Annotated in this window: 12 protein-coding genes and 1 pseudogene; 10 read left to right on the plus strand and 3 right to left on the minus strand. The window is 34.8% G+C overall.

Annotation, left to right across the window (positions count from 1 at the left end; genetic code table 11):
- Nucleotides 1-407 precede the first annotated feature (407 nt).
- The 3 genes from BN1082_RS13635 to BN1082_RS13645 all read left to right on the plus strand — a co-directional run bounded on the left by BN1082_RS13635 (nt 408) and on the right by BN1082_RS13645 (nt 2,778).
- Complete coding sequence (locus tag BN1082_RS13635) at nt 408-1,244, plus strand: basic amino acid ABC transporter substrate-binding protein (RefSeq protein ID WP_176699786.1); 837 nt, start codon at nt 408-410, stop codon at nt 1,242-1,244.
- 144 nt (nt 1,245-1,388) lie between these two features.
- A complete protein-coding gene (locus BN1082_RS13640; protein ID WP_245640428.1) occupies nt 1,389-2,066 on the plus strand; it encodes an amino acid ABC transporter permease in 678 nt (225 codons plus the stop codon).
- Nucleotides 2,053-2,778, plus strand: coding sequence for an amino acid ABC transporter ATP-binding protein (locus tag BN1082_RS13645; protein ID WP_090635160.1), 726 nt, complete (start codon nt 2,053-2,055; stop codon nt 2,776-2,778). Before BN1082_RS13640 ends, BN1082_RS13645 begins: the two co-directional genes overlap by 14 nt.
- 524 nt (nt 2,779-3,302) lie before the next feature.
- On the opposite strand, the gene BN1082_RS13650 is transcribed toward BN1082_RS13645, so the two are convergent.
- Entirely contained in the window at nt 3,303-3,710 is a 408-nt protein-coding gene (locus BN1082_RS13650; RefSeq protein ID WP_176699787.1) for a YsnF/AvaK domain-containing protein, read from the minus strand.
- A 69-nt stretch (nt 3,711-3,779) separates the two neighbouring features.
- The gene (locus tag BN1082_RS13655; protein ID WP_090635162.1) at nt 3,780-4,280 is read right to left on the minus strand and encodes a YsnF/AvaK domain-containing protein; all 501 of its coding nucleotides are present in this window, start codon (nt 4,278-4,280) and stop codon (nt 3,780-3,782) included.
- Between the two features lie 462 nt (nt 4,281-4,742).
- Here BN1082_RS13655 and BN1082_RS13660 point away from each other — a divergent pair, with 462 nt between their 5' ends.
- The 6 genes and pseudogenes from BN1082_RS13660 to BN1082_RS13685 all read left to right on the plus strand — a co-directional run bounded on the left by BN1082_RS13660 (nt 4,743) and on the right by BN1082_RS13685 (nt 11,127).
- On the plus strand, nt 4,743-5,372 hold the full coding sequence (locus BN1082_RS13660; RefSeq protein WP_090635163.1) for an FMN-dependent NADH-azoreductase: 630 nt from the start codon (nt 4,743-4,745) through the stop codon (nt 5,370-5,372).
- Nucleotides 5,373-5,595: 223 nt separating this feature from the next.
- On the plus strand, nt 5,596-6,465 hold the full coding sequence (locus BN1082_RS13665; protein WP_176699788.1) for an Hsp33 family molecular chaperone HslO: 870 nt from the start codon (nt 5,596-5,598) through the stop codon (nt 6,463-6,465).
- A 48-nt stretch (nt 6,466-6,513) separates the two neighbouring features.
- Nucleotides 6,514-7,236 (plus strand): MerR family transcriptional regulator, encoded by a 723-nt coding sequence (locus BN1082_RS13670; RefSeq protein WP_176699789.1) that lies wholly within the window; start codon nt 6,514-6,516, stop codon nt 7,234-7,236.
- Between the two features lie 509 nt (nt 7,237-7,745).
- Nucleotides 7,746-8,137: pseudogene (gene tnpA / locus BN1082_RS13675) on the plus strand (IS200/IS605 family transposase).
- 6 nt (nt 8,138-8,143) lie between these two features.
- A complete protein-coding gene (locus tag BN1082_RS13680; RefSeq protein WP_090635166.1) occupies nt 8,144-9,556 on the plus strand; it encodes a zinc ribbon domain-containing protein in 1,413 nt (470 codons plus the stop codon).
- A gap of 1,082 nt (nt 9,557-10,638) precedes the next feature.
- Nucleotides 10,639-11,127 carry a DinB family protein gene (locus tag BN1082_RS13685; protein WP_090635167.1) on the plus strand — a complete coding sequence of 163 codons (489 nt, stop codon included), beginning with the start codon at nt 10,639-10,641 and terminating at the stop codon, nt 11,125-11,127.
- 254 nt (nt 11,128-11,381) lie between these two features.
- On the opposite strand, the gene BN1082_RS13690 is transcribed toward BN1082_RS13685, so the two are convergent.
- Nucleotides 11,382-13,154, minus strand: coding sequence for an ABC transporter ATP-binding protein (locus BN1082_RS13690; protein ID WP_090635168.1), 1,773 nt, complete (start codon nt 13,152-13,154; stop codon nt 11,382-11,384).
- Between the two features lie 463 nt (nt 13,155-13,617).
- Here BN1082_RS13690 and BN1082_RS13695 point away from each other — a divergent pair, with 463 nt between their 5' ends.
- Complete coding sequence (locus BN1082_RS13695; protein WP_090635169.1) at nt 13,618-13,890, plus strand: MATE family efflux transporter; 273 nt, start codon at nt 13,618-13,620, stop codon at nt 13,888-13,890.
- The last annotated feature ends 157 nt before the right edge of the window (nt 13,891-14,047 follow it).

Genomic DNA, 14,047 nt, shown 5'->3' on the forward strand with positions numbered 1-14,047 from the left:
CAGAAAACATCAAGATTTAAAAATGTACTCTGTTTTAAAAGAAGAGTATTAATTATCTCTATGTATATACCAAATTGAAGATTAATCCATCTTTAAAAACTGGTTAAGAAATATTTAAAGGAATTTTCTTTATCCATTTAAATTCCCCAAACTTAAATAATATCAGGGAGTTTTCTTCAGATATCATTAATTGCCTCGATCCTTTCCTTGTTGTTAAACTTTCTAATTATATCTAAATAGTTCTAATTGTTTACTACTTCTTCCGGCGAGAGATTGGCCGCTTAAAATAATAAAATTATTAATTGTAAAACAATTAAAAATATTTTGAGTTGACAAATAATTAATATAAATAATAAACTTAGAGATGTAATTTTACATTAATATATTAAATGAATGGGGGTCTTATTTTGAAAAATAAAAAAATATATGGATCTCTTTTACTTGCAGGAATCCTTACCACAGGCTTGTTAGCCGGTTGCGGCAGCACTTCTACTACATCATCAAACGCCACTGGATCTTCTTCACAGCAAACAATTAAGGTAGCAGCAGATACAACTTTTCCTCCATTTGAATCCGAAAAGGATGGAAAGGTCCAAGGATTTGACATTGACATGATTAACGCAATTGCTAAGAAAGAAAATCTGAAGGTTGAACTTTCTACTATGCAATTTACTGGCCTTATTCCTGCTCTTCAGGCTAAATCAGTCGATGTGGCAGTAGCCGGAATAACCATAAAGAAAAGTCGATTAGCTGTAGTTGATTTCTCAAACGCCTACTATAAGTCGGGGATTTCAGTTCTTACTAAAACGTCCTCTTCTGCTAAAAGTTTAAATGATCTAAAGTCTAAACTTATTGCAACCAAAAAAGGTACATCATCTGTTGACCTGTTAATATCGAAAGGTATTCCGGCTCAAAACATTAAGCAATTCGATAATATCTCTGATGCTTATAGTTCACTGGAAAGCGGCGGCGCTGATGCAGTTGTGTTTGATAGTCCGGTTAACTCGGATTATTCCAATAGTCATAAGGATGTACATGTCATTCAATCCATCCCTACTGGCGAGTATTACGGAATTGCTGTAGTTAAAAAGAATCCAGATTTATTGAAAAAAATCAATGATGGTTTAAAGGCCATTAAATCAGATGGTGAGTATGAGAAACTATTTGACAAATACTTTGGCGGAGATAAAAGTGGAGTCGTCAATGAGGATCTTGCCCCAGATAAGGCAGCATTAAACGAATAAATATGCTGAATAAATATGTAACCTGATATGAGGCGTAGCTCTCTTCTGCTACGCCTTTGATTGTGGACATCAAAAGATGTCAATGCATCGGCCATATAGGCCCGCCAATAGGTGTGTTTTTGCTAACATTAAGGGGGTAATCCTTTGAACTCTTGGAACATTATGGTGAATGCTTTCCCTCAATTATTTCATGCTTTAGGGCGAACCGTTGAATTTTCACTGATTGCGATTATTCTTGGAAGTATTATCGGACTTATATCTGCATTATTCAGGCTTTCCCGTTTTCGTGTATTACGGGGACTAAGCTGGGTATACGTTGAGGTGTTCCGCGGAACTCCGCTCCTTGTTCAACTTATTTTTATTGCCTTGGGACTACCTACGGTTATTCCATTAAATCAATGGTTTGGTTCAGGTGTATACCCATACATTGCAGCCGGAATTGGATTGGCCTTAAATGAAGGCGCATATATTACAGAGATCATTCGGGCCGGTATTCTTAGTGTAGATCGTGGGCAAAGCGAAGCGGCACATAGTATCGGGATGACCCGCTTTCAGGCAATGATCCATATTATTTTGCCGCAGGCGTTTAAACGAATGATTCCACCTTTGGTCAACCAATTTGCCCAAACAATTAAGGATACGTCCTTGCTCGCTCCTATTGCAATTGTCGAACTCCTTTACACAGGACAGATCATTGTTGCTCAAAACTTTGCCGGATTTCAAATTTATGGTGAAGTGGCCATTCTGTATCTAGTCGTTATTTTCGCACTTACACGTTTTGCCGGTTACCTGGAGAGGAGGCTGCAAATTGATAAACGTTGAGCATTTGAAAAAATCATTTGGCATATTGGAAGTTTTAAAAGATGTCAATGTAGAAATCCATCCCCAAGAAGTGGTTGTTGTAATCGGTCCTTCAGGCAGTGGAAAAAGCACCTTTCTTCGGTGCTTAAATGGATTGGAAACAACAACGGGTGGAAAAATTACAATATTCAACACAGAAATCACCCATCCCAAAACAAATATTCATCAAGTTTGTCAAAAAGTTGGGATGGTTTTTCAACGATTTAACTTGTTTCATCATTTACGCGTCCTTGAAAATATTACGATTGGACCTCGAAAAGTGTTAAAAATGTCAAAGGAAGAAACTGACGCATTTGCACGGAAGATACTTGAAAAAGTGGGACTGGCTCATAAAGAAAACAGCTATCCGGACGAGTTATCCGGAGGTCAGCAGCAGCGTGTGGCCATTGCTCGTGCCTTGGCCATGAAACCTGAGGTGTTACTCTTTGATGAACCAACTTCGGCACTTGACCCCGAAATGGTGGGTGAAGTGTTAAAGGTTATGAAGGATTTGGCAAAGGAAGGCATGACTATGGTTGTAGTAACCCACGAGATGGGCTTTGCAAAGGAAGTTGGGGATCGAGTTTTATTTATGGATGGGGGAACCATCATCGAAGAAGGAAAGCCAGATGAGCTGTTTACGGCTCCTAAGCACGAAAGGACCAAAAGCTTTCTTGGGAAGATTCTACGATAATTAAAGACTCCCCGGAACCGAATAGGACTGTTGGCTAAATCGGAACAATCGATGGGCCGGCAGTCTTTTTTAGTTGTTTTCATACGAAATTAAAATGACCATTTTTGGGAGGTGCCCATACAGAAAATTTTTTTTTGAGAACGTGTGCTCTTTTTTAGGCTTTGAGCTGAGTAACTACGTCAACTCATTTTTTCGTTGTCAGTAATAGTACAAACTTTCTTGTTCATATTCTGACAGTAGGGAGAGTGGGGCAGCGTGAGAAAAAACAGAGAAGAAATTCTAAAAGGGAGAAAGCTTACTAGAGAGACACATGTTGAAGGAATCTGAGTTGTTCGAGTATATGGGGAGCTTAACTTGGAGAGATTGATCAAACGCTTATTGAAACGTAAATCAATTATTGGGTAATACCGAGGAAGAGAGTTTCAATTCATTTGGAGCATCTTTTTTTTGCATATTTGTTGCAAAATTTAAATAGTAAGTTTAAAAACCAAAAACACTGAAATCGAAGACGTGGTGTATATATTTTAATCGTCTACTTTTACCTTAATATCCCCGACAGTATCGATGTGAAGTTTTTCTTCCTTTACGGTATCATTAACCCGTTTTAGTTCTTCAAATTGCTTCTTAAATATGTCAACTTCCTCGAGGACCGTTGGATGCAAGCTTACCTCAATACGCACTTCACTCAAAGGAATTCGTATGGTTTCCATTTGTGCATCAGTGTTACCTTTTGGATTTGCGATCTTTTTCTCAATGATAAGCTCTTCACGGGTTACAGGAACCGTAATTTGCTTCGCCTCGATATAGGTTTTTTTATATACCTTAACATCTGCTGTATCAACCCATTTCTTGCTTACCTGCATTTCCTCCTTATGTAGGTGGAACGTTACATCTTCAGGATGGTTATGTTTTGAAATTTCCTTTTCGGGCACATTTATCCCCTCCATAAAAAAATGGTGAAACACCTATTCACAATTTGAAATGAATAGGTGTTTTGATTTTTAGCTTTGATTTATATCGCTTAAGTCTGATTCATCGGTAATGATATCAACACTTCCAGTTGTATTTACATGAGCCTCTTCGCGTTTGAGCGTCTCTTGAACGTGCTGAGTTTCCTCAACTTGACGTTTGGATGCAGTGATCTCCTCAGTCGTAACAGTATACTTGTTTACTTCTACTTCCTCCTGGCTAACAGGAATATGGATGGTTTCTTCGGAGCTGATGGAGTCATCACTACGTTCATTATTTATCTTCCTTCTTTGTATGACAACTTCTTCGTGCATGACAGGTACATCGACGGATTTTTGTTCTTCAACAATATCTTTAGAGAGGACTACCTCACCAGCATCGACATTATTCTTCGAAATGTCTAATTCTTCCTTATGAAGCTGGAGTGATCCGTTCGTTTCAGGATCACGGGAAGCAGAACTCGTATCGTTCTCTTTAGTCCTTGTAGTGTTTTCTGTTTGGTCATCCCCGAATAGACCTAAAAAGTCGGCCATAATAATCCCCCTTTAAGCTGATTTTGGGCAAGCCTTTTTATCATGTGTTAACGCGAGGTATTTATCCTAAAATTAATTGGATTAATTAAATTTTTTGTTGATAAAAATAAAGAAGAAAAAATATTTTTTTGGTTCATTGGTAACCAGTTTGGTGGTTTGTTTTAGATTTTGGTCACCAATTTTTTTATGGTTTTATTTAGGATACTAATAACAGGAGAATGGCTCAAACGAACCGAGTAAAATATTTAGTTATGGTTGGTGAATAATAATCGCTTTTGTTCAAAAAAAACACTAAATCAAAGGAAATGCATGCTGCTAATTATTTAACAAGTGCCATATGTCTTACGGAATCAAGTTATTCATATTCCTATTTTTTTAAATTAATTTATTGACGATTACCCTATTTTAATATATTATGAATTTGAGATATTAATAACTGAGATAAAAGGGAGAATAGAAATTATGAACATATTAGTTGTAAAAGCAAATAACCGACCAGCTTCCGAAGCTGTATCAAGTAAAATGTATGAGACATTTATGGAAAATGTTGAAGGTGTAAATGTATCTACATACGATGTTTTTGCAGAGGACATGCCTTACTTTGGCCAAGATTTATTCAATGCTTTTGGTAAAGTACAATCAGGAGCTGAGATGACTGATGTAGAACAACGCATTTTAGCTGCAAAACAGAAAGCAATGGATGCATTAGCTGCAGCAGACGTCGTTGTATTTGCTTTCCCACTATGGAACCTAACAATCCCAGCTAAATTACAAACGTTCTTCGACTATGTTTTCCAATCAGGTTTCACATTCAAATATAACGAAAATGGTCAATTAGAAGGCTTAATGAAAGACAAAAAGGCTATTATTCTAAGTGCACGTGGAGGGATTTATTCAACACCAGAAGCAGCCCCAATGGAAATGGCTGCGACTTATGTTAAAAACGCTGTTAGCTTTTTCGGGATGGAAATTGTGAATGAAGTCATTATCGAAGGTCATAACGCAATGCCTAACCAAGCTGAGACCATCATTGCAGAAGGCTTAGCAAAAGTGGCAGAAGTTGCAAAAAGATTTTCAGCAGTAAAAGCATAAGTTGGGGGCAGTTCCCCATTCAGCTAAAGATTAATGTATAAAAGTAGGGCAGAGGGAGAAATCTCTTTGCCTTTTTTGTTGTATTTGCTATTTTTCTTGGGTAATCGGATTATCGTGTTGAAGTAGTTCAAAAAAAGAATTTCCATTTGAGCTTGAACCTTACGTAAGGTAATGTTTTATTATGGTCTTAACAATAATTAAAATAATAGAAAGGAAAAATACTATGGAGAATACAATTGTTAAGACACTAATATTTGATAAACATGTTCGTTTACTTTTTGTTGATAATACGAAATTGATTAATGAAATTCTTAGTCTGAACAAAATAACAAACAAAATTCTAAAACTTATATTAGGTAAAACTTTATCTGTTGTTAGTTTAATTTCTGGTACCTTAAAAGGAGATCAAAGAATAAGTCTTCAAATGATAATGAGTGACCCAAAATATAAAGTTTTTGCTGATGCTGATGCACAAGGAAATGTTCGTGGGTACCTCAATGGAGAATTATTGAAAGCTCCTTTTGATTTTATTACGAATGTATCGCTTGATCATCTTATTGGTCATAAAGGAACTATTCGTGTGATAAAAGGCTCTGCTATGAACCAATTTACAGGTATAACTGATATGCCTTACCGAAACATTGTTGATGACATTTCACATTATTTTAATCAAAGCGACCAAACTCAAACTTATATTGGAGCCAATATTGGATTTGGAAATGATGGTCGCCTCCTTTTCAGTAATGCTGTATTTGCTCAATTACTTCCAGGTGCTCCACTTGGTCTTATTGATGAAGTGAAGCACGTTTTTAATACAAATCAAGAGCTTTTTATTAATTTAAGGAATTTTATAGGGAATAATATTGAAGAAAAGCTGAGTGAGGTATTTACGGATGTAAATGTTATAGGATATAGTTCCGTTCAATTTTTCTGCGGATGTTCAAAAGAAATGTTATATGGGATGCTTCATTCTTTAAACAAGAACGACTTAGAGCAAGCAATTAGTAATAAAGAGCTTATTGAAACAGTTTGTCAAATTTGTGGAAGGACATATACCTTTGGACAAAGTGAAATCCAAGGACTTCTTAAATAGAAATTTTAGAGGAGATTGGTAATTACATTTCAAAAGGATGTGACATGTGTGAAAGAATACTGGAAAGTAGGGGAGCTTGCAACATTAACGGGATTAACGATTAGAACTTTAAGATATTATGATCAAATAAAATTATTTTCTCCCTCTCAATATTCAGAATCTGGACACCGTCTTTACACAAAATCGGATTTGACCAAACTACAACAGATTTTAGCTTTAAAACAAATAGGTTTGTCTTTAGATGATATACAGGATGTAATGACGAACCTGGATAAAAATTCTGCTACAGACATTATTGAAACTCAAATAACTCGTATAAAAAGAGATATACAAGTTCAACAGAAATTACTATATGAATTAGAAAGAGCTTTAATAACGATTCGCAGTAAAAATATAATGTCCGTAGAAGAAATAACAAAATTACTAGGGGTAATGAAAATATATCAAGAAAAATACTTTACAAAAGAGCAATTAGACATCATGAAAAACTATTATGATAATACTAATGCAGACGCTTTAAAAGAAGTAGAGCAAGAGTTTAAAATAATATTAGAGAAAATTCGATTAGAAATAGAAAAAGGCACATCCGCTAAGAATAGTAAGGTGCAAGAATTGGCAAAAAAATGGAGTGATATTGTTTACTCATTCACAGGCAACGACCAAGATATAACGAAACAAGCTGAAAAATTCCATAACGAAAACCCTGGAAATGAGTTGCAATTTGGGATGGACACCGAAGTTTATAAATATATAAAGAAAGCATTAGAATGAAAAATACCATTCTTCACTTATATTGAGTAAATGTAAATGATAAGCTGTTAGACAGCTTTTTTTATTTTGTTATACAATGGCAAATAAAGGGAAAATAAAAATGTAAGACAATATGCTTAACATCCAGAATCTATTCCCCCGACTTTTCACAAACTGCTTATGAAAAAGTATATGGTGCTGACTTTTCCACACTGTCTAAGCTAATAGATGAGGGTTCTTTTTAACCCTCTATCCACACTATTTTCCGATTACCTGTTTTTCTTTTGCATCACTAGTACTTTACTGATCGGGTATTAAAATGGAGAGGTGTTAGGTGGTTTAATTATAAAATTTTTATTTTACAAGAATTTTATAGAATAATAGGAAACCTACTCCAATTTACTTGTGATAATGTATAAATTCAAACTAGCCCGCAAGCCCCCGCCTTCAGGTGTGGGGATAGGGCATTTTTAATCAAAAGTAGTTTATTTGATTTAGTTGTATGGTATAATTTACCTATGGAAAGTTATATGAAGTACAAGTCAAATAATAATGTCGTTTATTCCTGTAAGTATCATGTTGTATGGAGTCCAAAGTATCGGAGAAATGTTTTAGTTGAAGAAGTAGATGAAAGACTCAAATCTATTCTCTTTGAAGTGGCCAATGGAGTGAAAGCGGAGATTATCGAATTAGAAGTCATGCCCGACCACGTTCACCTTTTAGTCGAGGTAGACCTCAATTTGGTATCAACAAATTGGTTCGCCATTTAAAAGGGGTTTCTTCCCATATTCTTCGCAAAGAATTTCCTTGGCTAAAAAGCCGTATTCCTTCTCTTTGGACAAACAGTTATTTTGTTTCCACCGTTGGTGGAACTACTTTGGATGTAGTGAAACAATACATTGAAAATCAGAAAGGAGTTTAAAAGGATATGTCAGAAGAAGAAAAACGAGAATCCACCCCTACTTTTACCGCTACGATTCGCTTAAAAACCCCTCCTAAACAAGTAAAACATCTTCTGATGCTATCCGATTGTGCAAGGCAATTGTATAATGCTTGTTTAGGAGAAGGGATAAAACGACTTCACCGCCTTCAACACACGACCCTCTACCGAGAAACAGTTCAACTCCCTAAAACAAAGAAGTTTAAAACACAGCGTTCTTCTCAATTTAAATTTTTAAATGAAACCTTTGGATTTAAAGATTTATTCAATGCTTTTGGAATTAAAACGAAGAATGATTCAAAGTTTATAGTCGAACATCTTGGTACGCATGTTTGCCAAAAAATAGCGACAAGAGCCTTTAAAGCGGTACAAAAAGTAGCTTTAAAACAGGCGAAACGGGTCTTTTTCAAGTCAAAAGGTGAGTTTGTTTCTTTTGAAGGAAAAAACAATGAAACCTTTCTTACCTATTCCAATGGGTATGTATTCATCGGGGATATGACGTTAAAATGCCTAATTAACCCAAAGGATAAATGGCTTCAACATGCTCTACAGCATCGAGTGAAATTTTGCCGGATCATTTCTAAAATCATTAAAGGAAATCCACACTTTTATGTTCAGCTAATTTTAGAAGGATACCCCTATCAGAAGGTCAAAATGGGAGACGAGACAATGGGATTAGATATTGGTCCTTCCACGATTGCCATGGTATCGGACACAAAAGCGGAACTGAAAGAGTTTTGTAAAAAAGTGGTAAAGATAGATAAGGAAAAACGGGTAATTCAACGAAGGCTAGATCGTCAACGAAAAGCCAACAATCCGCAACATTACAATGTGAATGGAACCATCAAGAAAGGCAAAAAGGTATGGAAAAACTCCAAACGCTATATTAAGACAAAAAATGAGTTGGCAGAAATGGAACGGAAGTTAGCGGAGACCAGAAAAATGCTTCATGGATGGGAAACTAACCGAGTCATTGAAAGGGCAAATACCGTAAAATTAGAAAAGTTGTCGTATATTGCCTTTCAAAAACTCTATGGCAAGAGCGTGGGAAGAAAAGCCCCGAGTATGTTTGTCAAAATGTTAAAGCGGAAAATGATGGCTTATGGCGGAACCGTACAGGAATTTTCCACTTACTCTACCAAACTATCACAAACCTGTTTATGTGGAACAATAAAGAAAAAGCGATTGAAGGACAGATGGCATGTCTGTGAATGCGGAATCCACGCCCAACGAGATTTGTTTAGTGCTTTTTTAGCTAAACACGTTACCAAGTCCCATAAGTTATCGTTAAAAGAAGCCAAAAAGGAATGGGATAAAATCAAACCCTTGTTAGAAACTTGCGTCAGTGATTTAAAAGAAATGAAGAAAGAAAGGAAATTAATTTCTACGTTTGGAGTCTAAAATAATAAACAACGGTGTAGACACGCTCCGTGGGTCAATAAGCTGTGAGATGGAAGGAAATCCAACCACACGAACGAAGTTCGTCAGAACGGTTTCGACCTAAAAAGTTTCATTAGGCAAAGGTGATGCCAAGCCTCTTTCTTTTCGCATTTAGGTTTGGAGAGCCAAAGTTGGTATGAAATAGAACCCCCTGCCTTCAGGCATGGGGAGTGTCAGAGACGATTCATTATGAAGAAACCAATTTTAAAATCGCATAAACAAGCGAACTAATCACTACCGTATTCGGGCGGATACAGTTTGTGTAGGAATTGTTAGTCAAACTAGGCAAGAGTTTTTAGATTGAGCTGCTGTTATGGCACCTTTTATTATTTGATGTCAAAATTAGGTATTGCTTTAGGACAAGGCAAAAAGATATATCTTTACTCTACGAACAAAGAAGTTAATAACTTTGAAACTACAACTAAATTTTTCATTTGTCGTTGATAAAGTTATTGGAAATATAGATGATTTTTTAGAAAAAGTAACTAATAAAGAAGGTTGTTAAGCTTACAGGAGCTTTTGTACAATAAAAGATTGCGAAGAATTGTACTGAAGTTAACGGATGCTATACTTCAAGATGGGACGCTACGGTGACCCCATCTTTTTTGTTCTTCAACTTAAGGTCGGGTTTAGTTAAAGAAACAACAAAGAATTATTTTAGATAGAAAATAAAAATGAATATTAAAAAATTCTTATCTTAATCAGAATAAGATTTTTTTTGGAAATGTTTTATTCAAAACACGTAATAAGACCGTAAACTTTTATATTATATTTAATTGTTAAAAAATGTGAATTTTAATAGTCTGGATAAAAAGCCATTGCTAACAGGCAGTTAGTTAAGAAAAGGGAATTGTATATAAAATTTCTAATATAATGTAAAATCAAGAAATAAAAGAGTCGTAAGGTGGAAGTAAAGTCGATAGAAATATACTCTTAATAAAGAAGATAATAATGAAATTGGAAATTATTATTCAATTTCTTGATTTGCCTTTTGAATTATTGCAATTAAATCAGATGAATGATATGGAGGAGTGGGGAAAAGTATGATTCGTGCTATAGATGTTTTATCTGATCAGTTGTTAGCAAATGCTAATGACCCTAGCTGGTATCTACCATTTTCAGACTCAGTAGAAAATTTGTCAGAAGAAGAAGCATTATGGAAGCCTAATGAACATAGTAATAGTATCGCTGAAATAGTGCAGCATCTACTTTATTGGAATGAAACTTGGCAAACTAGATATCAAAAATCTCATTTCAATGCTGTACCTTCCATAGGAAATAATAATAACAGCTTTATCATTCCAGAAAATCAAACATTTAATGATTTAAAAGAAGGATTATTAAAGGTTTTATTACAGTGGCAAGATCTACTTACAGAAGAAAAAATCGAAAGCAATGTAAATGGTTTCCCTGTACCTGCCCAATGGTGGGCGATACTTGGAAATGTAGCAACTCATAACGCTTATCATATTGGTCAAATCATTTATATTCGGAAGCAGCAAAAAAGTTGGAAAGTAAATGCTGGAGAATAGGAATTCAATAACATCTTTGAATAAATCTTCCTTAATCAATCGCTTTATGGGGGAAGAATCACAGAAATGATCAAACTATTTTATTAACAAATGATTCAATTGAATATATTAAGAGTGTATTTTAATCAAACATTAATCTTCAGTTTATTGCAGGAAGGACAGGACATCTAATTTCAGCTGAGGAAATTGAAGTGGAATCCATTAGCGTAGTGAAAAGCTGCTGAATGTTCAGCAGCTTTTTAAATCAAATAATTTTAATGTTCCAACACAAATTCATTTTTACCTTTATCTAAATTTTGAATGTTAAACAACTGTTCATATAGTCCTTTTTTGTTCATTAACTCTTCGTGAGTTCCATGCTCCAGTATTTCTCCATCTTTTATGAAGATAATTTGGTCCACGTTTGTAATAGTCGATAAGCGATGAGCTATAATAATGGTTGTTCTGTTTTTTGCTAATTTATCAAGAGAGTCTTGTATTAATGCTTCAGATTCCAAGTCCAACGCTGATGTTGCTTCATCTAGGATCAATATTTTGGGGTTCTTTAGAAAAACTCTTGCAATCGCAATTCTTTGTTTTTGACCACCTGATAATTTAACCCCTTTTTCTCCGATCTCCGTATCATATCCATTAGGAAGATTGAGAATAAAATCATGGGCGTTAGCAGCAATTGCAGACTTAATCATGTCCTCCTCAGATGCGGAAGGATTTCCTAATAAAATATTTTCCCGAATAGTACCACTGAATAAGATATTGTCCTGTAATACCATACCTATGTGACCTCTAAGACTTTGTTGAGTAACGTCACATATATTCATATTATCAATAGTGATACTGCCTTTTTCAATATTGTAAAATCGAGGAATTAGACTAATAAGAGAGGATTTTCCTCCACCACTCATTCCAACCAAGGCAACTGTGCGACCAAAGGAAATAGTTAAATTTATGTCCTTTAAAATATAATCCGAATTCTTATCATATCTAAACCAAACATTTTTAAATTCGATTTCACCATTTACATTTGTCAGTTTCTTAGCAGAAGGTTGGTCTAAAACATCATAAGGTTGATTCCATAACTCTAACACCCGATCAAGAGAAGCAGTTGCTTGAGTTAGGAGAGTAGATGAATTGACTAACCTCCGTAGAGGACTATAAATATTATTTAAATAGCCAAAGAAGGCAACAAATGTACCTAAAGTTAGTTCTCCTTTAATGACTTTATATCCCCCATAGGCAATAACAAGCAAGGGAGCTATATCAGTCAAGGTATTAATAATTGCGTTAGTTAAAGCATTCCACTGGGCCACAGCCATCGCTTTAGTTAGAAAATTTTTGTTTCTCTTGTCAAATTGGTTTTGATCATATTCCTCTAATGTAAAACTTTTTACAACTGGTATTCCAGCTAGCCGTTCATGAAGATAAGACTGCACATCTGCAAGAGATTGTGATCGTTGTTTTGTTAATAATTTTAACCGTTTATATAATGTCTTTACAGAAATAGCATAAAGGGGAAGGATGGCAATAGCCATAAATGTCAATTTTACATTCATTGTGAACATAAAACCTAATGCAATGGTTAAGGTGAACATATCTAACCAAATATTCATCATACCTGTTTCTACGAGGTTTTTGGTTTGCTCAACATCGTTCATGACACGAGAGATGATTTCTCCAGTTTTATTGTTTTGATAAAACCGAAGAGACAGTTTTTGTAAATGCCCATACAGCCGGTCACGAATATCATAGAGAATCCTACTTGTAATTTCTTGGGCAAAATACTGACGATAATATTCAATAGGAAACCGAATGATAATAAATAAAACGGATGCTATTGAAATAACATAGGTTAGATGCATAATTTTATCACTTAACGGGATTTTTGCCAAAAGAATGGAATCCAATGAATACTTCATAATCAATGGCAAAGTTAAAGGAATTCCGAACTTTATAATTCCAATAATCAATGTGATAATAACTAGCTTCCAATAAGGTTTAACAAACTTACTGTATAATTTTAAACTAGACAAATAATTAACACTCCTTGCTGTATAATAAACCTACTAAACTGTTACAAAAAAGAAAGCCAAAGTCTGAAAAAATTTACAACCTTGGCCCTTTTCTTCATAAATATCCGATTTTGGTAAGAGAATTAAGGAAACATATCCGTAAAGATATTTTATTTAATAAAACCTTTTATGACAACCGATTTATTACGCTTGTCATGATTAAGTTTTTTATATATGGAGCAACATCATCACCATAAACAAAAATCAAAAATTCTTCGTTGAAATTAATTTTTGAAAAGAGAAGGACATTAAAATTGCAGTTTTCAAATAAAGCCAAAAAAGTTTTTAGTATTGCATTGCCAGCCATTGGCGAGTCATATCTTCAGAGTTTGCTTGGAGTAGTTGACTCGTTTTTTGTCTTCTAGCGATTATGCAGTAGGCGTTACAAATATCTATAGCATGACTTATATAGGGGTTTTCAGCCATTTCAGCAACGCTTTCCGTGTTTTTATCGAGAGCATTTGGAGCAAAGGATGAAAAACGAAGCAAGTCCGTTATTTTTCATGGTCTTTTTATATCTATACTAATTGGATTGCTTTTTTCTGTGGTTTCAATTGTTTTCTCTAATCCATTATTAGCAATGGTTGGAGCCAACGAACAACTGAAAAACACCGCATTTGTTTATTTTAAAGTGGTTTTAGGCTTAACCCTATTTATTGCATTATTTACTCCTCAATCAGCCTCTTTCGTGCAATAGGGGATTCAAGGACCCCTTTCCGTGTTAGGATTGAAATGAATGTTATCCATATTATATTGGATTATGTTTTGATTTTTGGGATTGATTCATATACTGGTTTAAATCATATGTCGCTAAGTGAGTATGATCAATCAGTCCACAGAAGGACCATAAGAAA

This window comes from Neobacillus massiliamazoniensis (genome assembly GCF_001048695.1).
In the GTDB taxonomy this organism is placed as follows: domain Bacteria; phylum Bacillota; class Bacilli; order Bacillales; family Cytobacillaceae; genus Neobacillus; species Neobacillus massiliamazoniensis.

Bases quoted from the DNA above. Each gene is read 5' to 3' on its own strand.
- BN1082_RS13680 (WP_090635166.1), top strand. From the start codon at position 8,144: ATGTCAGAAGAAGAAAAACGAGAATCCACCCCTACTTTTACCGCTACG.
- BN1082_RS13685 (WP_090635167.1), top strand. From the start codon at position 10,639: ATGATTCGTGCTATAGATGTTTTATCTGATCAGTTGTTAGCAAATGCT.
- BN1082_RS13655 (WP_090635162.1), bottom strand. From the start codon at position 4,280: ATGGCCGACTTTTTAGGTCTATTCGGGGATGACCAAACAGAAAACACT.
- BN1082_RS13665 (WP_176699788.1), top strand. From the start codon at position 5,596: ATGGAGAATACAATTGTTAAGACACTAATATTTGATAAACATGTTCGT.
- BN1082_RS13660 (WP_090635163.1), top strand. From the start codon at position 4,743: ATGAACATATTAGTTGTAAAAGCAAATAACCGACCAGCTTCCGAAGCT.